This is a genomic window from Kitasatospora sp. NPDC053308, from assembly GCF_055585785.1.
Genome location: NZ_JBVJJY010000001.1, coordinates 631951 through 649405, shown reverse-complemented (window position 1 = coordinate 649405; position 17455 = coordinate 631951). Strand labels below are relative to the sequence as shown.

19 protein-coding genes are annotated in these 17455 nt (G+C 75.9%); 10 read left to right on the top strand and 9 right to left on the bottom strand.

Going from position 1 to position 17455, the window contains the following annotated elements; translation table 11 throughout:
• Positions 1 to 9: 9 nt before the first annotated feature.
• The 3 genes from ACZ6Y7_RS02975 to ACZ6Y7_RS02965 all read right to left on the bottom strand — a co-directional run bounded on the left by ACZ6Y7_RS02975 (position 10) and on the right by ACZ6Y7_RS02965 (position 3942).
• The gene (locus tag ACZ6Y7_RS02975) at positions 10 to 1614 is read right to left on the bottom strand and encodes a protein kinase domain-containing protein (protein WP_465756091.1); all 1605 of its coding nucleotides are present in this window, start codon (positions 1612 to 1614) and stop codon (positions 10 to 12) included.
• Between the two features lie 421 nt (positions 1615 to 2035).
• On the bottom strand, positions 2036 to 3082 hold the full coding sequence (locus ACZ6Y7_RS02970) for a hypothetical protein (RefSeq protein ID WP_465756090.1): 1047 nt from the start codon (positions 3080 to 3082) through the stop codon (positions 2036 to 2038).
• On the bottom strand, positions 3079 to 3942 hold the full coding sequence (locus ACZ6Y7_RS02965; protein ID WP_465756089.1) for an RNA polymerase sigma factor: 864 nt from the start codon (positions 3940 to 3942) through the stop codon (positions 3079 to 3081). The genes ACZ6Y7_RS02970 and ACZ6Y7_RS02965 overlap by 4 nt, the downstream gene beginning before the upstream one ends.
• An 818-nt stretch (positions 3943 to 4760) precedes the next feature.
• On the opposite strand from ACZ6Y7_RS02965, the gene ACZ6Y7_RS02960 reads away from it, so the two are divergent.
• The 4 genes from ACZ6Y7_RS02960 to ACZ6Y7_RS02945 all read left to right on the top strand — a co-directional run bounded on the left by ACZ6Y7_RS02960 (position 4761) and on the right by ACZ6Y7_RS02945 (position 7399).
• On the top strand, positions 4761 to 5516 hold the full coding sequence (locus ACZ6Y7_RS02960; protein ID WP_465756088.1) for a VC0807 family protein: 756 nt from the start codon (positions 4761 to 4763) through the stop codon (positions 5514 to 5516).
• Between the two features lie 30 nt (positions 5517 to 5546).
• Entirely contained in the window at positions 5547 to 5669 is a 123-nt protein-coding gene (locus ACZ6Y7_RS02955; protein ID WP_465756087.1) for a hypothetical protein, read from the top strand.
• A 106-nt stretch (positions 5670 to 5775) separates the two neighbouring features.
• On the top strand, positions 5776 to 6519 hold the full coding sequence (locus tag ACZ6Y7_RS02950; protein ID WP_465756086.1) for a tyrosine-protein phosphatase: 744 nt from the start codon (positions 5776 to 5778) through the stop codon (positions 6517 to 6519).
• A gap of 121 nt (positions 6520 to 6640) precedes the next feature.
• Positions 6641 to 7399: a Clp protease N-terminal domain-containing protein gene (locus tag ACZ6Y7_RS02945; protein ID WP_465756085.1), complete on the top strand. Its 759-nt coding sequence runs from the start codon at positions 6641 to 6643 to the stop codon at positions 7397 to 7399.
• A 54-nt stretch (positions 7400 to 7453) separates the two neighbouring features.
• Here the strand turns inward: ACZ6Y7_RS02945 and ACZ6Y7_RS02940 are convergent, their stop codons facing one another.
• Positions 7454 to 7945 (bottom strand): NUDIX domain-containing protein, encoded by a 492-nt coding sequence (locus tag ACZ6Y7_RS02940; protein ID WP_465756084.1) that lies wholly within the window; start codon positions 7943 to 7945, stop codon positions 7454 to 7456.
• Between the two features lie 237 nt (positions 7946 to 8182).
• Between ACZ6Y7_RS02940 and ACZ6Y7_RS02935 the strand changes: the two genes are divergently transcribed.
• A complete protein-coding gene (locus ACZ6Y7_RS02935; protein ID WP_465756083.1) occupies positions 8183 to 8539 on the top strand; it encodes an STAS domain-containing protein in 357 nt (118 codons plus the stop codon).
• Here the strand turns inward: ACZ6Y7_RS02935 and ACZ6Y7_RS02930 are convergent.
• The 4 genes from ACZ6Y7_RS02930 to ACZ6Y7_RS02915 all read right to left on the bottom strand — a co-directional run bounded on the left by ACZ6Y7_RS02930 (position 8432) and on the right by ACZ6Y7_RS02915 (position 11444).
• The gene (locus ACZ6Y7_RS02930; protein WP_465756082.1) at positions 8432 to 9424 is read right to left on the bottom strand and encodes a sigma-70 family RNA polymerase sigma factor; all 993 of its coding nucleotides are present in this window, start codon (positions 9422 to 9424) and stop codon (positions 8432 to 8434) included. The two genes, ACZ6Y7_RS02935 and ACZ6Y7_RS02930, sit on opposite strands and share 108 nt — an antisense overlap.
• 234 nt (positions 9425 to 9658) lie before the next feature.
• Positions 9659 to 9931, bottom strand: a complete 273-nt coding sequence (locus ACZ6Y7_RS02925) for a hypothetical protein (protein ID WP_465756081.1) — start codon at positions 9929 to 9931, stop codon at positions 9659 to 9661.
• Positions 9932 to 10175: 244 nt separating this feature from the next.
• On the bottom strand, positions 10176 to 10442 hold the full coding sequence (locus ACZ6Y7_RS02920; RefSeq protein ID WP_465756080.1) for a UBP-type zinc finger domain-containing protein: 267 nt from the start codon (positions 10440 to 10442) through the stop codon (positions 10176 to 10178).
• A gap of 63 nt (positions 10443 to 10505) precedes the next feature.
• The gene (locus ACZ6Y7_RS02915; RefSeq protein WP_465756079.1) at positions 10506 to 11444 is read right to left on the bottom strand and encodes a helix-turn-helix transcriptional regulator; all 939 of its coding nucleotides are present in this window, start codon (positions 11442 to 11444) and stop codon (positions 10506 to 10508) included.
• Between the two features lie 182 nt (positions 11445 to 11626).
• Between ACZ6Y7_RS02915 and ACZ6Y7_RS02910 the strand changes: the two genes are divergently transcribed.
• A complete protein-coding gene (locus tag ACZ6Y7_RS02910) occupies positions 11627 to 12388 on the top strand; it encodes an SDR family oxidoreductase (protein WP_465756078.1) in 762 nt (253 codons plus the stop codon).
• A 79-nt stretch (positions 12389 to 12467) separates the two neighbouring features.
• Positions 12468 to 15290: a lysylphosphatidylglycerol synthase transmembrane domain-containing protein gene (locus ACZ6Y7_RS02905; protein ID WP_465756077.1), complete on the top strand. Its 2823-nt coding sequence runs from the start codon at positions 12468 to 12470 to the stop codon at positions 15288 to 15290.
• 30 nt (positions 15291 to 15320) lie between these two features.
• Here ACZ6Y7_RS02905 and ACZ6Y7_RS02900 read toward each other — a convergent pair whose 3' ends face one another.
• On the bottom strand, positions 15321 to 15518 hold the full coding sequence (locus tag ACZ6Y7_RS02900; RefSeq protein WP_465756076.1) for a hypothetical protein: 198 nt from the start codon (positions 15516 to 15518) through the stop codon (positions 15321 to 15323).
• Between the two features lie 182 nt (positions 15519 to 15700).
• On the opposite strand from ACZ6Y7_RS02900, the gene ACZ6Y7_RS02895 reads away from it, so the two are divergent.
• From ACZ6Y7_RS02895 to ACZ6Y7_RS02885, 3 genes are all read left to right on the top strand, one after another.
• Positions 15701 to 16030: a carboxymuconolactone decarboxylase family protein gene (locus ACZ6Y7_RS02895; RefSeq protein ID WP_465756075.1), complete on the top strand. Its 330-nt coding sequence runs from the start codon at positions 15701 to 15703 to the stop codon at positions 16028 to 16030.
• Between the two features lie 103 nt (positions 16031 to 16133).
• Entirely contained in the window at positions 16134 to 16778 is a 645-nt protein-coding gene (locus ACZ6Y7_RS02890) for a class I SAM-dependent methyltransferase (protein ID WP_465756074.1), read from the top strand.
• A complete protein-coding gene (locus tag ACZ6Y7_RS02885; RefSeq protein ID WP_465756073.1) occupies positions 16775 to 17353 on the top strand; it encodes a TrmH family RNA methyltransferase in 579 nt (192 codons plus the stop codon). Before ACZ6Y7_RS02890 ends, ACZ6Y7_RS02885 begins: the two co-directional genes overlap by 4 nt.
• The last annotated feature ends 102 nt before the right edge of the window (positions 17354 to 17455 follow it).

The window sequence follows — 17455 nt, the reverse complement described above, 5'->3', positions numbered from 1 at the left end:
CCCGCCCGGTCAGTCGTCCTGGAGGTCGGCCGCGCTGTGCAGGGTGGCGAACAGGGCCGAGAGGCGGGCGTTCCAGTTGGCGTAGGTCGGGGCGTCGATGGCGTGCCGCTTGCCCATGTCCTTGATCACCTTCTGGGCGTTCTTCAGCTCCTGCGCGGCCGCGTCCGGGTCGCCCTCGTTGAGACGGGCGGAGGTGGTGTCGAGGATCCGCAGCAGCTCCGTCTGCTTGTCCCGGTCCTTGCCGAGCTGGGCCTGGGCCACGGCCTGCCGGAAGGACTGGAGCTGCAGCGCCGCCGGCTGGTTGCGCGGAACGGCCTGGGTGGGCGTCGGGGCCGCCGAGGGGCCGCCCGGGGCGGTGGGGGCGGCGGTGGTGCCGGTCGCGCCGGGCGACGGTGCGGCGCTGGGCGGCGCCGCGGCGGGGGTGGAGGCCGCGACGGGCTTGGTGGGGGCGGCGTGGCCCGCCGGCTCGTCGAAGGCGGAGACGACCAGGGCGGTGACGCCGGCCAGCGCGGCCACGCCCAGCGCGCCGAGCACCAGCGGCCTGCGGCGGGCGGTGCGGGCGGGAGCTGCGGGAGCGCCGGGGACGGGAGCGCCGGGGACGGGAGCGCCGACGGGCCCCGCGACCGGGACGGGAGCCATCACCGAGGTGGCGGCCGGGGCCTGGGGCGGAAGGACGGTGGTGTGCTGCTGGTTCGGTGCCACCGGAACCGAAGACGGGGCGGGAGCCGGAACCGGCGGCAGCAGCTGGGTGGGGGCGGCCGTGGCCAGCAGTTCGGCCGTCGGGTCCCCGACCACCAATCCCGGTACGGTGGCCAGCAGTTCGGCCCGGGCGGCGGTGGCGTCCGCCGGACGGCCGGCCGGGTCCTTGGCGAGCAGGCGCAGCACCGCCGTGTCCAGGGCCGACGGCAGGCCGGGGCGCCGCGCGGACGGCGGCAGCGGCTGCTCGCTGACGTGCTTGAAGGCGATCGCCACCGGGGTGTCGGCGGTGAACGGGGTCGCGCCGGTGAGCATCTCGGTCAGCACGCAGCCGACCGCGTACAGGTCCGTCCGGCCGTCCAGCGGGGAGGCGGTCGCCTGCTCGGGCGAGAGGTAGGCGGCGGTGCCGAGCACGCTCGCGGTCTGGGTCAGGTTGCCGGAGGAGCCGGCCCGGGCGATGCCGAAGTCGACGACCTTCACCCCGCCGTCGTCGGTGATCATGATGTTCCCGGGCTTGATGTCCCGGTGCACCAGCCCGGCCGCGTGCGCGACCGCGAGCGCCTCGCAGACCGCCGCCGCGATGCCGACGGCGCGTTCCACCGGCAGGGTCGGCTGCTGGGCCAGCAGCGCGGCCAGGGATCGGCCGCTGACCAGCTCCATCACGATGAACGGGGTGCCCTGGTCCACGCCCGAGTCGAAGACCATGACGATCCTCGGGTGCACCAGCATGGCCGCGTGCTGCGCCTCCCGGCTGAAGCGCTCGGCGAAGCGGGGGTCGTCGGCGAGACCGCCGTTGAGGACCTTCACGGCGACCTGGCGGCCGAGCACGCGGTCCACGCCGCGCCAGACGGTGGCCATGCCGCCGACGCCGAGCGTCTCGACGAGTTCGTAACGCCCGTTCAGCGCCCGTCCGATCACCTGGAGCTCCCCTCACGTGCCGTGCCCGGGGTCCCGGGCCGCCTCGTGCACCTGTGCACGATAGCCGTACGGCCGTACGACCGGCCGGGGGCGGAGGGTGGCGGTCGGGGGACCGGGCAGCGGTCCCCCGGCCGCCGGCGCGGGGGTGCGGCCCGCCCTGACTGCGGGCGGGCGGGCCGCACGTTTCCGGGCCGGCCGGGCCGGCGGCGCGTCCGGGGTGACGCCTGCCGGTCCGGCCGGGGCCGGCCGGGTGGACGGCGGGCACGGGGGAGCCGACCGGCCACCCGGGGTCTTCGGGTGGTGCTTCCCGCCGGCGCCGCGCGAGCGGTGCCGGCAGGTGCGGGTTACTGCGGGTGGTTCGGTCCGGGTGGGCGGCGAGCCCGGGGGGAGTCGCTCGCCGCCCACCCGGAGTTCTTGGGGGTCACCTTCCGGATGACTGGTCGTTCCCGGAGCGGTCGGGTTTGCTCGGGCGGACGTCCGGCACGGTGGGCGCGACGGGCAGCGGCGGGACGGGCACCCCGGCCTTGCCGGGCTTGGTGCCGCTGCCGCCGGTGCCGTCGCCGTCGCCGTTGGTGTTGCCGGTCCCGCCGTTCTTGCCGCCGTCGGTGCTCCCCTTGCCCGTGCCGGAGCCGGGAGGGGCTCCGGTCCTGGCCGGGTCGCGCGGCTGGGCGCCGGTGTCCTGGTGGTCACCGCTCCCCGCGCCGAGGGCCTCGGCGCAGAACTCCGCCACCCGGTCCGCGCCGCCGGCCGCCTCGACCAGCGGGCCGTAGAGCGGATCGGTGACCAGTCGGCCGGGGCGTTCGCCCTTGGCCGTGCGGTCGGCGAAGCCGCGGCAGAGGCCGAGCAGCGCCGGCGGGACGACCGGACGGTCACCGCGACCCTCGGCCGACGGGGAGCCGGGGGTCGCGGTGTCGGTCGGGGCGGCCGTCCGCGGAGCACCGGAGGCGCCGTCGGACGGCCGGGCGGAGCCGGACGTCGGGGCGAACGGGGCCGCGGTGGCCGGGGAACCGTGGGCCGACGCGCTCGGCGAGGTGCCGGAGGCGCCTTGGCCCGCGAGCGTGCGCTGCGGCTCGGCGGGTCCGCCGCTCAGGGGGGACGGCAGGTTGCCGGTGCCGGCGGCGACCGCGACCCCGCACAGCGCGGTGGCGCCGAGCACGGCGGCAGCGGCCTTCGTGCTGAAGGTCCTGGCCAGCGCGGCGGTCGCCATCGATCGTCTCCGGACGGGGGTCACTATCGGGTCGGGGGTGAGACTCGCCTCCCGGAACGCGGCCAGGGCGGCCTCCTCCCCGGCCAGTTCGCCGGCCGTCGCGGGAGCGGCGGCCGCGGCGAGCACCCGGGCAAGCTGCCCGGGACCGCCGTCCGGTCCGGTGAGCGAGGCCTCCTGCCCGGCCGACGGGGCGGCCACGGCACCGCCGAGCAGCTGCTCGGCGGTATCACGGTCGATCCGACGGGATCGGTTGGTGCTCATCTCATGTCCTTCAGCGTCGCGGCCCGGCGTTCTGTCACACCCTGCGGAGAACTTTTTTTCGCGGCTTTCCCCGCGGGTTGCCCGGAGGCCTTGCCCGCGCCCGTTCCGGCCCCTCCGGTCGAGCCCACGGCGGTCCCGCCGGGGCCGGCGGTGGGCTGTCCGCCCGGCCGCGCGGCCGGGATCCCGCCGCCGGTCGCGAAGGGCTGCTCCAGCAGCTTGGCCAGCCGCCGCAACCCGCGGTGGGCGGCCATCCGGACGCTGCCGGCCCGCTTGCCGAGCACCCGGGCGGCGCTCTCCGCGTCCAGCTCCATGACCACCCGCAGCAGCACCGCCTCGGCCTGGTCGCGCGGCAGCCGGGAGATCAGCGCCAGCGCGTCGGCGGTGCCGACCGTGGCGAGGGCGGCACGGGCGGTGTCGTCCCCGGCCGCCAGTTCGACGAGGTACTCGAAGGGCAGGTCGGCGACCGGACGGCGGCGGCGGGCGCGCAGGTGGTCGAGCGCCCGGTTCCGGGCGATGGTGGCGGCCCAGCCGCGGAAGCCGTCCCCGTCGCCGGAGAAGCCGCGCAGGTCGCGGGCGATCTGCAGCCAGGCCTCGGAGGCGATGTCCTCGGCGTCCTGCGCGTCCTCCGGCCGGCCCCCGACCAGCACCCGCAGGTACCGCAGCAGGCCCGGCTGGACGGTCCGGAAGAGCAGCCGGAACGCCTCCTCGTCCCCGCCCTGCGCGGCGCGGACCGCCTCGGTCAGATCGGTGGGAGCGGCGGCCGGTCCCGGGGGCGGGCCGGTGGTCGGTACTGGTCCGGACCGGCCTACGGGGCTGCCCGTGCCCGCTCCGGGGCGCTCTGCACTCTGCACCCGCCACATGATGCGCCATTCGGGGGAACAGTTCGGCTCCGCCCGAAGGACCGGCCCGGACGGAGCCGAGGTCCCGCGCCCTGCCGCCCTCCGCCCGCGGTCCCGGCGTGCCCGCGCCGCCCATATTGTCCGTAAACGAATCAGTCCGGGCCGCCGTCGCGCCGGGAGACCGCGGTCCACCGACGCCGCCCGGCCCCGCGCCGGCCTCCGGTCGCGGGGATCGCTCGGGCCCGCCTCCTCGGCCGTGCCACCGCCCGCGGAGGCGGGCCGGGCGGGTCGCGCGTGGGCGCCCGCCCTGCGCGCCCTGGGCCTCGCCGGGCGACGCCGGGCTCTCCCACCTGCCGAACGACGCCGACGGACTGCTGCTCGGCCTGGTCGAGCGCCCCACCGGCGGCCGGGTGCCCCTCACCTCTCACCTTCGACACCTCTCACCTCCGACCTCAGCCCGGCCCGCCGCGCCGAGGGGACCGCCGCCCGCCCGCCGGCCACCAATCCGACCTCCGCGCGCGGTACGGCGTCGAGACCTGGCGGGCCCGGACCGGCGCGGTGGTGCCCGTCGACGAGCGCGAGTGATTCGGCACCGTGCGCCGCCGGGGCACCCGGACCGCGGGCTCCGGACCTTCCCGGCCGTCGATCGGCCGACGACTGGTCGGCGGTCGATCGACGGAGCCCGCGGAACCGCAAGTCGGAGGGGGTGTCACCCCCCGCACCATGACAACTGTCACGCGGATCCCGCAACGGACGGCACTGCTCTGACGGAGGGTCGGACGGAAAGACTGGAGGCACGACGCGGGCAGCGGCCCGCGACCAGCCGGGGAGGACCCACCGTGAGCCAGACCGTCAGCGCCGCCGCCGTCACCACCCTCGGCGCCACCACCGCCGCGCCCGCGCAGACCGCCACCGGCGGCGCCGCCCACGCCAAGGCTCCCAACCCGCTCGTCTCCGGCCTGCGCCCGCTCGCCCTGGACGTGGCCGCCCCGCTGGCCGGCTACTACCTGCTCCACTCGGCCTTCGGCCTGAGCGAGTTCGCCGCCCTGGCCTGGAGCAGCGCCTTCCCGGCCGTCCGCACCGTCCTCGGCCTGCTGCGCGAGCGCACGCTCAACCTGTGGGCCACCCTGATGCTGGCCGTCAACCTGGCGGGTCTGGCGCTGACCTTCGTCACCGGCGACGCCCGGCTGATGATCGCCAAGGACGGCGGGCTGAGCGGCACCGTGGCGCTCGCGATCCTGGTCTCCGCCCTGATCGGCCGGCCGGTGATGAGCCCGATGCTGATGCCCTTCGTCACCAAGGGCAAGCGCGACCGCGCCGCCGCCTGGGAGCGGCTGAGCGAGGGCCGGGCGGCCGCGTCGCGCTCCTTCCACCGCCACGAGCGCCTGTTCTCGGCCATCTGGGGCACCGCGCTGCTGACCGAGTGCGCGGCCCGGGTGATCGGCGCCTTCACCCTGCCGGTGTCGACCATGGCCTGGCTGTCCACGGTCTTCCTGATCGGCGCGATCGTGGCCGGCTCGATGCTCGGCCAGATCGCCGTCGAGCCGCTGGAGAAGCTGGTCCGCACCGAGGCCGAGACCCCGACCGCCGCCTGAGCACCCGGCCGGTCCGCGAAGGACCGCCCCGTGAAGAACCACCCCGTGAAGAACCACCCCGCGCAGAACCGCCCCGCGACGGGCCGCTCCGTGATGCACCGCTCCGCGAGCAGCCGGTACGTGACGGCCGGTACGTGGACAACCGGTACGTGAACAATCGGTTCCGAGGACTCGAACGGCCAGGAACCATCCGGATCTCCCGGGAGTCCTTCCATAACGAGGGGGTAACGGGACCCCCGACGAGGAAACGGGGAGCCCCATGAACGGGACGACGGACGCGCCGACCACCACCGAGGACCGCACCCTCGTCTGGGACGGCTGCCTGAACGTCCGCGACCTGGGCGGGCTGCCCACCGCCTCCGGCCGGCTCACCGCCCGCCACGCGATAGTCCGGGCGGACAACCTGGACCGCCTCACCGCCGAGGGCTGGGACGCCCTCCTCGACCACGGCGTCCGCACCGTGGTCGACCTGCGCAATGTCGAGGAGTACAGGCCGCTCCTCCCGCTCCCCGAGGGCGTCGACCTGATCCGCGTCCCGCTGGACGAGCTCGCCGGCCCCGCCTGGTGGAAGGCCCACGGCCGGCTGGACGGCACCCCGCTCGCACTCCGCCCGTACCTGGACCACTGCCCGCACGCCGCCGCCGCGCTGATCACCGCGATCGCCGGCGCCCGCCCCGGCGGCGTGGTCGTGCACTGCGGCGCCGGCCGTGACCGGACCGGCCTCGCCGCCCTGCTGCTGCTCGCACTGGCCGGAGTCGACCGCGCCGCGATCGCCGAGGACTACCTGCTGAGCGGCCCCAACGTCCGCCCGCTGTACGGAATGCTCGGCCTGCCGGACCCGTACCACCGGATCGACGCGGTGCTCGCGGAGGCCGGGACCACCGCCGAGGCCGCCCTGGCGGACGCGCTCGCCGGCTTCGACCCGGCCGGCTACCTGCTCGCGGCGGGCGTCACGCCCGACCTGATCGCCGCCGTCCGCGGCCGGCTGCTGCCCGCCGGCTAGCGCACCGCCCGCCGGGCCCCCAGCCGGCCGCCCGGGGCCTCCGGAACGATCCGCGCGGATTCCCCCGACAATCGTCAACCGATGGTTGACGGTCGCCGGGTCGACAACCTACGGTTGACGCATGGAGAATCCCGTTGTTCCCAGCACCACTCCGCTGCGCCTCGACGACCTGATCGCGGCGATCAAGAAGGTCCACACCGATGCGCTGGACCAGCTCTCCGACGCGGTCATCGCCGCCGACCACCTCGGCGAGCTGGCCGACCACCTGATCGGCCACTTCGTCGACCAGGCCCGCCGATCCGGCGCCTCCTGGACCGACATCGGCCGGAGCATGGGCGTCAGCAAGCAGGCCGCCCAGAAGCGCTTCGTCCCCAAGGACCCGGGCACGCCGAACGACCTCGACCCCAGTCAGGGCTTCAGCCGGTTCACCCCCCGGGCCCGCAGCGTCGTGGTCGCCTCGCAGGAGGAGGCCCGGAAGGCGGCCAACGCCGAGATCACCACCGCGCACCTGCTGCTCGGCCTGCTCGCCGAGCCCGAGGGCATCGGGATGAAGGCGCTCGCCGCCCAGGGCGTCGCGCCCGAGGCCCTGCGGGAGGCGGCCACCGCCGCCCTGCCGGCCGCCGTCGACGAGCTGCCCGCACTGATCCCCTTCGACGCCCGGAGCAAGAAGGTGCTGGAGCTGACCTTCCGCGAGGCGCTCAAGCTCGGGCACAACTACGTCGGCACCGAGCACATCCTGCTGGCGCTGCTGGAGCAGGACAACGGCCAGGACGTCCTCACCGCGCTCAACGTGGACAAGGCCGAGGCGGAGACCTTCGTCTCGGAGGCCATCGCCGCCATCATCGCCGCCCGGAACGCCGAACCCGAGCAGCAGGGTTGAGGCCCCGGCGCCGTGCCCTGGACGGAACTCCCGCCCGGGGCACGGCACTTCCGGCTAGAAACCGGAGACGTGGGTGGTGACGATCCGGACCCGGCCGTCCTCGGCCGCCGCCAGCGCCGCCCGCAGCCGGGCCGAACGGGCCGGGCCGAGGAGTTCGAGCGCCTCCTCGACCGGGGCCCAGCGGTGCTCGTCCAGCTCACCCTCCGGGACGGTCACGGGGGTGCCGTCCGGGACGGTGCCGAAATCGAACATCAAGTGCTCGGCGGGGTGGTCGAGTTCGCCCGACGGGTGGGTCCAGGAGATGGCCAGCAGTGCACCGGCCTCGCCGACGATGCCGGTCTCCTCCTCCAGCTCCCGCACGGCGCACTCGACCGGGCCCTCGCCGAGGTCGATCGTGCCGCCGGGGAACTGCCAGTGCTCGCGGTACCCGGCCTTCACGATCAGGATCCGGCCGGACTCGTCCCGCAGCAGGCAGCCGGCCGCCGCGTAGATCCGGGGCAGCGAAGCCAGCCATTCCTCACGGGACTTCAAGGGCTCAGCGGTCACGGCGCTCCTCCTGGGGCGGGACGGGTTCGACGGCCCTACTCTGCCACCGGAGTCCAGGGCCGCCACGACGCGATCCCGCCCCGGACCGGTGAAACCGTCAGCGCAAGGGCGAAACCGCCGCCGGAGCGACGAGTCCGTACCGGAGCGATGAGCCCGAAGCGGAGCGATGAGTCGGCGCCGGAGCGACGAGTCCGTACCGGAGCGATGAGTCGGCGCCGTCCCGGCGGTCCAATCCGCATGGAGACCATCGGGGAGACCACACCGGGCGGAGCCGTACTGACCTGCGACCTGGGCGCGCTGACCGCCCCCGACCTGGCCGTCGTCGACGCGCTCGCCCGGCTGCGGCTCGCCGCCGCCCGGCACGGCGTCCGCGTGGTGCTGCGGAACGCGAGCGGCCCGCTGCGGGAACTGCTCGCGTTCAGCGGGCTCGCGGCACTGCTGCCGCCGGGCCCGGGCGATCCGCTCGGTCGGCTCGACGACCCCCGGCTACTCGCCGCCGACCCGCTCGGCGTCCAGCCGGGGCGGCAGGCCGAACAGCGGGAACAGCACCTCCGTGTCGAGGAAGTTGGTGAGCCCGGTGATCCGGCCCTCTGACACCTCCGGCACGATCAGCGCCCACGGCTCGTGCCCACCTGCCGGGCTCGGCCGGTACTGGGCGAAGGCCGGCCCGCCGTTGGCCGTCACCGGGAGCAGCCGGGAGCCGCGGCAGCCCTGGCCGGGGCCCAGCATCCAGGCCCGGAGCTCCTCCCGTCCGCGCAGCCACATCGCGAACGGCGGCATGTTGAGCGTGACGTCCTCGCGCAGCAGCACGGCGAGGCCGTCCATGTCGTACGCCTCGAAGGCGCGGACGTAGCGGTCCAGCAGCGCGCGGTGGTCCTCGTCCAGGGCGGGCGCGGGCCGGGCGGCCGAGCCCTCCGCGGCGAGCGCCGCGCGGGCCCGCTGCAGCGCGCTGTTGACCGAGGCCACCGTGACCCCGAGGAGTTCGGCCACCTCGGCGGCCTTCCAGCCGAGCACCTCGCGCAGGATCAGCACGGCCCGCTGCCGGGGCGCGAGCCGCTGCAGCACGGCCACGAAGGCCAGCTTCACCGACTCGCGCTGGGCGGCCACCTCGGCCGGATCCCCCGTCTCGGGCAGCACCCGGCCGTCCGGGGCGGGGCCGATCCACGTCACCTCGGGCAGCTGGGCGTCGTGCGCCGTGGCCACCGTGACCGGACCGGCCAGATCCATCGGGCGGGCCCGGGCGTTCCGCCCGTTCAGCGCGTCCAGACAGACGTTGGTGGCGATCCGGTACAGCCAGGAGCGCAGCGCGGAGCGCCCCTCGAAGCCCCGGTGCCCGCGCCAGGCCCGGACCATCGTCTCCTGCACCGCGTCCTCGGCCTCGAAGACCGAGCCGAGCATCCGGTAGCAGTAGCCGGTGAGTTCGGTGCGGTGGCGCTCCAGCTGGAGCTCGACCGGCTCGTCCGCGATCACGTCGGCCATGATGCCCCCGTCGTCCTGCCGCGTCTGGTGAACGGGACGAACCTAGCGCAGGGTACTGACAATCCGGTCCGCCGCCGATCCGGTCCGCCGTCTTACGCACGCCCGCCGGTGCCGGAGCCGGAGCAGAGCCGAGCGCCGTCCCGGGTTCCCGGCTTCCCGGCTTCCCGGCAGGATCCGTGACGGTACGTCAGGGGCGGGCGCCCGCAGGTCGGCACCCGCCCCCGGCCGGACGGTTCAGTGGGCGGAGTGCTTCTCCGCGCCGCGGTGCCGGTGGCCCTTGAGTTCGGCGTGCAGCGCCGGAGCGGCGTGCGTGGACGCGGTCGCCACGTCGCGCCCGCCGTGGCGGAACGCCTCGCCGGCGCCGTAACCGGCGACGGAGGAGGACACCGCGCCGGTGCGCAGCTTCGGCCCGATCCGGGCGGGCTGGCTCGCCATGCCGCGGCGCTCCAGCAGTTCCTGGGTGCCCTGGCGGAGCCGGGCGGTGCTGCCCGGAGTTCGCTTGGTCATCGTCGGCCTCCCTTCGGCGGTCACCGGCCGGACGGATGTCGGCCGGAGGGGCCGCACGGGCGTTATGTCCGGATTTTATCCGGGCTACGGGTCCGTGCCACCGGGAATCCCGGCTCGGACCGGCCGGGCTCGGACCGAGCGGTTTCGGACCGCCCGGCTCGGACCGGGCGGTTTCGGACCGGGCAGGCTCGGACGGCCGGGCTCGGGTGCCCGGGTGCCGATGCCCGGCTTCGAGATGCCCGCCTCAGCCCATGACCTCGTGGACGAAGCACCAACGCCAGTCCTCCCCCGGCTCGTACGAGCGGATCACCGGGTGGGAGGAGTTGTGGAAGTGCGCGGTGGCGTGCCGCTGCGGCGAGAAGTCGCAGCAGCCGATGTGGCCGCAGTCCAGGCAGATCCGCAGGTGCACCCAGTCCCGGCGGCCCTGCGCCAGGCAGTCGGCGCAGCCGTCGGCGGGCGGAAGGGCCTCGATGTCCCGGGGGGCCAGGGCGAGGTCTTCGCAGGCGCTCATGAGTGCAGGCTAAGCCGCCCCGGGGCGTCCCGCCCACCCGGCGCCCGCCTCGGAAGTCCCTGCTCAGTGCGATTGCGGCGGCTCCGGCGGCCCGGGCGCCGCGGGGTGTCCGGCGACTCGGTCCTCCGTCCCCGGGGCCGCTCCCGGGGCTGCTCCCGGGGCCGTCCAACTGGCCAGCAGGGACAGCTTCTGCGCGGTCGGCGAACCCGCCGGGGCGGTGTAGACGACCAGCAGCTGGTCGGGCGAACCGTTGACGCCCAGGGTCTCGTAGCCGAAGTCCAGGTCCCCGACCAGCGGGTGCCGGACCAGCTTGACGCCGTGGGTCTTCTCCCGGACCAGGTGGTCGGCCCAGAGCCGGCGGAACTCCTCGCTGCGCACCGACAGTTCGCCCACCAGGGCGCTCAGCGCCGGGTCGTCCGGGTGCAGTCCGGCGTCCCGGCGCAGGTAGGAGACGGTCTCCGCGGCGACCGCGTCCCACTGCCGGTAGTACTCCCGGGCCGCCGGGTCGAGAAAGGCGTGCCGGGCCTGGTTCGGGGCGTCGCCCGGGGAGCCGTCCGTCCGCGTGGCGAAACCGTTCACCGCGCCGGCCAGCGCGTTCCAGGCCAGGACGTCCATCCGCCGGCCGAGGACGAAGGCGGGCACCCCGGTCATCAGGTCCAGCAGCAGCCTCGTCCCCGGCCGGACCCGCTCCCGGGCCCGGCCCCGGGCGGTGCCGGACGGCGCCGGGTCCTTGGGCGGACGGGCGAGCGACCGCAGGTGCGCCGTCTCCACCGCGTCCAGCCGCAGCACCCGGGCCACCGCCTCCAGCACCGCGTCCGAGGCGCTGCCGCCCCGCCCCTGCTCCAGCCGTACGTAGTAGTCCACGCTGACGCCCGCCAGCTGCGCCACCTCCTCCCGGCGCAGGCCGTTCACCCGGCGGCGGCCGTGCGAGGGCAGGCCCACCTCCTCCGGCAGGATCCGGGCCCGGCGCGAGCGGAGGAAGTCCCCCAGGGTGTTCTCCATGCCCGGCAGGCTATCCGGGCGCGGCCGCCCGAGGGTGGTACTGCCGTTCCCAGGAAAGGCCGTTCCCGGGACGGGCGTTCCCGGGACGGCGGTACCCGGGAGGAGCGCGGCCCTGGGTACGCGGCGGCGACCCGCGCACAGTGGTCGACGTCAGCCCGAGCGACCCGAAACCGGAGCCCCCGATGAGCCTCTCCTCCCTCGCCACCCGCACCGCCGTCGTCACCGGAGCCGCCAGCGGCATGGGCGCCGCCACCGCCCGCACGCTCGCCGCCCACGGCGCCAGGGTCGCCCTGCTCGCCCGCCGCACCGAACGGCTCGACGCCCTCGCCGCCGAGATCGCCGCCGCGGGCGGGCAGGCCCTCGCCGTCACCGCGGACGTCACCGACCAGGCCTCCGTGGACGCCGCCGCCAAGGCCGTCCACGACGCGTACGGACAGGTCGACCTGGTGGTCAACAACGCCGGGGTGATGCTGCCGAACCCGCTCGCCGACGGCCGGATCGACGAGTGGACCCGCATGGTCGACACCAACCTCACCGGCGCGCTGCGGATCGTCCGCGCCTTCACCGCCGACCTCACCGCGGCCGCCGCCGAGGGCCGCACCGCCGACCTGGTCAACGTCTCCTCGATCGCCTCGCACGTGGTCTTCCCCGACTACGCCGTGTACGGCGCCACCAAGGCCGCACTCACCCAGCTGTCCGCCGCGCTGCGCGGCGAGCTCGGCCCGCGCGACGTCCGGGTCAGCGCGATCGAGCCCGGTCTCACCGACACCGAGCTCGGCGGGCACATCGACAACCCGGTGCTGCGCGAGCAGCTCGGCGGGATGTTCGACGCCATCCCGGCGCTCACCGCCGAGGACATCGCCGACCTGGTCGCGTACACCGTCAGCCGCCCCCGGCACGTCAACCTGCGCCACCTGGTCGTCCTGCCGACCCGGCAGGCGTAGCTGCGGTCCGGCGGCCCCGGCGGGAGGCCCTCCGGCATCCCGGCCCGGTGCCCGGGGGCGGCATGGGAGCATGCCACCCGTGGCGATCGTGACGGGGAGTACGAACGGCGACACCGACGGAGGCGACACCGGCGGTGTGCCCGCGCAGCCCAACGGCGGCGCCGGGGCGCCGGACGGCGGGGCGGGGACGACGGACGGCGGAGCGCGGACGACGGACGGCAGCGGCGCCGGCATACCCGGGAGGCCGGGCCCCGAGCGGTCGGGATCCGATCCGGTCGCGCCCGGCGGGTTCCGGGCCCGCCCGGTGCCCGCCACCGGCCGGGTCCGGCAGCCCGTCGCGCTGATCCGGCTGCTCGGCGGCCTGGTCGCCACCGGCCTCACCCTGCTGCTCGCCGACTACGCCCGCGCCACCACCGGCGGCATCGCCGCCGACGTCGCGGTGGCCGCCGCCCTGGTGCCACTGCCCCTGGCGAGCCTGGCCGGCGGGCTCACCACCGCCGCCGTCCTGCTGCTGCCGGTCGGCCTCGCCGTCCGCCGCCTGCTCGGCCCCGACCGGCGGCGCGCCCTGCAGCAGGTCTCCGACGGGCTGCTCGCCGCCGTCCTCGCCTACGGCGCCACCCTCGGCCTGGACCTGTGGGCCGACGGCCTCGCCCCGCACTCGCTGCTCACCGCGATCACCAAGCCGCTGCCCGGCGACGTCCTCGGGCACACCGAGCCGGTGTACGGCTACCTCGCCCCCGTCCTCGCCTTCATGACCGCCTCCGGCAACCGGGAACACCGCCTGCCGTGGGCCGTCCTCGCCCTCTCCGGCCTCGCCGGACTGGCGGGCGGCTTCGCCACCCCCACCTCACTGCTGCTCGGCCTGCTGATCGGCTGGACCGGCGCCCACGGCACGCTGTACGCCGTCGGCACCCCCGACCCGTGCCCGCGTCCCGGCGAGGTCCTGCGCGCCCTGCGGGACAGCGGCCTGCGCCCGGTCGAGGCCCAGCCGTCCGGGCCCGACCGCTACCTGGTCCGGCAGGCCGACGGCCTCCCCGCCCTCGACGTCCAGCTCCTCGACCGGCAGGCCGTCACCGCCGCGGCCGTCCAACGCGCCTGGCGCCGACTGCGCCTGCGCACCGCCCCCGATCCGCGCGTCCTGCGCTCCCCGCGCACCGGCCTGGAACACGAGGCCCTGGTCACGTACGCGGCCCTGACCGCGGGCGTCCGCACCCGCGCCATCGCCGCCACCGCGGGCCTGGGACAGGACACCGCGCTCATCGCGTACGAGCGGCTGGCCGGGCGCACCCTGGACCAGCTCGCCGACGACGAGATCACCGACGGGCTGCTCACCGACGCCTGGGGCCAGCTCGCCCTCCTCCAGCGCCGCGAGATCGCCCACCGCGCCCTCGTCCCCTCCTCCCTGCTGGTCGACGACTCGGGCGCCGTGCACCTGGTCGACTTCGCCGACGGCGACATCGCCGCCACCGAACTCGTCCTGCGCTGCGACGTCGCCCAACTCCTCACCACCCTCGCCCTGCGCGCCGGCGCCGCCCGCGCCGTCCGCACCGCCACCGCCGTCCTCGGCCCCGATCCCGTCGGCGCCACCCTCCCCCTGCTCCAGCCCATCGCCCTCACCCACACCACCCGCCGCGCCCTCAAACGCCACCCGAAGCCCGCCCCGCCCGCCCCGGCGCCCACCGGCACCGGACGCCCCACCGCCGCCCGGCCCACCCACCACGCCACCCCCACCCCCGACGCCGCGAGCACTGCCACCGGCCGACCGCCCCTCACGAGCGTCCCCGCCCCCAGCTCCGACCCCGACACCCGGACGACCACCCCCGCCCCCGCCGCGGACAGCGGCCGCCCCACCACCCCCGACGCCGCCGACACCCACCCGGCGCCCACGCCCGGCGGGCTGCTGGAGGAGATCCGGGCGGAGGTGTTGCGGGCGCGGCCGCAGGTGGTGGGGCGGCCGGTGCGGCTGGAGCGGTTGCGGCCGCGGACGCTGCTGGCCGTCGTGGGCGGGGTGGTGGCCGGGTGGCTGCTGATCCCGCAGCTGTTCGCGGCGGAGGACAATCCGGTCTCCGCCCTGGCCGACGCCGACCCGTGGTGGCTGCTGCTGGCGCTGGCCGCCGCCGCGACCAGCCACGTCACGGCGGCGATGGGCTTCGTCGGCTTCGTGCCGGAGCGGCTGGACTTCCGCAACGCGGTGCTGGCGCAGGTCGCCGGGTCGTTCGTGAAGCTGGTGTCCCCGGGCGGGGTCGGCGGGGTCGCGCTGAACACCCGGCTGTTGCAGCGGGCCGGGATCCCGACCGCGCAGGCGCTGTCCAGCGTCGGGGTGGGGACGATGATCGGGCTGGTGCTGCACCTGCTGCAGCTGGGGGCCTTCGTCTACCTGCTGGACATGCAGCCGGGCGGTTCGGAGCTGGACGCGCTGCCCGCCGTGGTGGGCGGTCTGGCGGGAGCGGCGGCGCTGCTCGCGGTGGTGTGGACGATCCCGGTGGCCCGGCGGTGGCTGGCGGCGCGGCTGCGGCCGTTGACGACCGAGGTGCTGCCCCGGCTGCTGGACCTGCTGCGCAGTCCGACCCGGCTTGCGGTGGGGGTGACCGGGCAGCTGCTGGTGTCGATCTGCCTGATCGCGTGCTTGTACTGCTGTGCCCGGGCGATCGGCCGGGAGCCGTCCTTCGCCTCCGTCGCGGTGGTGTTCCTGGTGGGCAACGCGGCGGGCAGCGCGGCGCCGACCCCTGGCGGGGCCGGCGCGGTGGACGGGGCGCTGATCACGCTCCTGCAGCAGACCGCGTCGATGGAGAAGGGCGGCGCGCTGGCGGCGGTGGCGCTGTACCGGCTGCTGACGCTGATCCTGCCGGTGCTGCCGGGCTGGGCGGCGCTGGCCTGGCTGCAGCGCCGCCGGGCGCTGTAGGCCCACGGGCCGGGAGGCCCTGCGGCCCGGCTACTCCCGGTACTCGTCCTCGTCCAGCTGGACCACCCGGGTCTGCTCCGCGACGTCCGCGACGTCGGTGGCGGGGTCGGCCCCGAGGGCGCGGCGCTCGGCGACCTGGTCGTACTCGTCCACCGGAGGCGTCTCCTCGTCGGGCTCCACGGTCTCGTCGGTCTCGTCGATCAGGTAGTCCTCGTGGTCCTGCGGCATGGCATCCGTCCTCACTCTTCGGAGGCTTGCGGTACTGGCAGTATCCGCCGCCCAGAGCCCGGACGCGACGCGCCGGGCACGCCCGGGCGTGTTGGCGGGAGCCCCGCGGCCGACCGGCCCGGCCCCCGGATCGACCCTCGAAACGGGGGCCGCCGAACGGCCCGGAACCGGGCCTCGTGCAGGTGCGCACCTCGCAGCTGAACGGCTGTGCGTACTGCCTGGGCACGCACACCACGGACGCCCGCGAGGCCGGCGAGACCGACGAGCCGATCCACCTGCTGCCGGTCCGGCGGGAGGCCGCGGAAGGCGTGGGCAGCGGGCGGAAGCGGGCCGCCCCGGCGCTCGCCGAGGAGATCGCGCGGATCGGCGACGGCGTCCCGGCCCCGGTGTGCGCCCGGGCCGCCGCGCGCTCCCCGGAGGCCGAGCCGGCGCAGCCGACCCCGGTCTGCTTCGCCGTCACCGCCTGGGACCGCACCGACGTGGCCGCCCGCCCGTCCCCCGGCGCCGCCTGAGCGGAACGCCCGCCGGCCCGCCGGGGGTACGATCGGTGCCGTACGAAGGGCTAACCCACACCCACCCGGTGGCCCCGAGGCCCATACGAACGACGGGGAAAGCATGTCCGGCTCGCACTACTTCACCGGTGCACCCGAGGTCGCCAGCGACCGCCGGTCGATCACGGTCTCCCTGCCGGACCTCACCCTGGAACTGACCACCGACGCCGGGGTGTTCTCCCGCGAGCGGCTCGACCCGGGCACCCGGGTCCTGCTGGAGCACGCCCCGCCGCCGCGGGTGCGCGGCCCGATCCTGGACGTCGGCTGCGGCTACGGCCCGATCGCGCTCACCTGGGCGAGCCGGCGCAAGCGCCTGCCGGTCTGGGCGGTGGACGTCAACGAGCGCGCCCTGGAGCTGGTGCGGCTGAACGCCGGGGCGCTGGGGCTGGGCAACGTCCGGGCCGAGCTGCCCGACGACGTCCCGGAGGACGTCCGGTTCGCGACGATCTACTCCAACCCGCCGATCCGGATCGGCAAGGCGGCGCTGCGCCGGCTGCTGACGCACTGGCTCGGCCGGCTGACCCCGGACGGTTCGGCGTTCCTCGTGGTGCAGAAGCACCTGGGCTCGGACTCGCTGCAGAAGTGGCTGAACGACCAGGGCTACCCGACCACCCGGGTCACCTCGGTCAACGGGTTCCGGATTCTGGAAGCGCGGCCCCGCCCCGAGGCGGGCGAGGGCTCGGAGATTGGACGAGGTACGACGTCGTGAAGCAGCTGCGCGGGACCGAACTGAAGCGTCTGCACCGCTCGTGGCGGCGCAGCAACGAGTTCCGGCTCGCGATGATCCTGGAGAACCTGCAGTCGCCGTTCAACGTCGGCTCGGTGGTCCGGACCGGTGCGGCGATGGGCGCGGAGAAGCTCTACCTGGCCGGGGACACCCCGTCGGTGCGCTCCTCCGGCGCGCAGAAGGCCGCGATGGGCACCGACAAGTACCTGAAGGTGGAGCACTTCCCGACCGTCGCCGAGGCGGTGGCGGCGGCGAAGGCCGACGGCTTCAAGGTGGTCGGCCTGGAGCTGGCGGACGAGGCGGTGCCGATGTTCGCCGCCGAGCTGACCCCGGCGGTGGCCTTCGTGCTCGGGCACGAGGACCGCGGGATCACGCCGGAGGCGCTGGCGCTCTGCGACCAGGTGGTGTTCGTGCCGCAGCTGGGCCGGGTTGGGTCGCTGAACGTGTCGGCGGCCGCGACGGTGGCCTGCTACGAGGCGCGCCGCCAGGGCTACGCGATCAGCGGCGTCCCGGACGGCGCCCTGGACGCCGGCGACCTCGGCGGCGACGAGGACTGAGCCGCGTCCCGGACCCCGGGACGCGCGGACGAACGTGAGCGGCGGGAGGGGTAGGCCTTTCGGCCTACCCCTCCCGCCGTTTCCGTCCGGAAACCCGGGAGA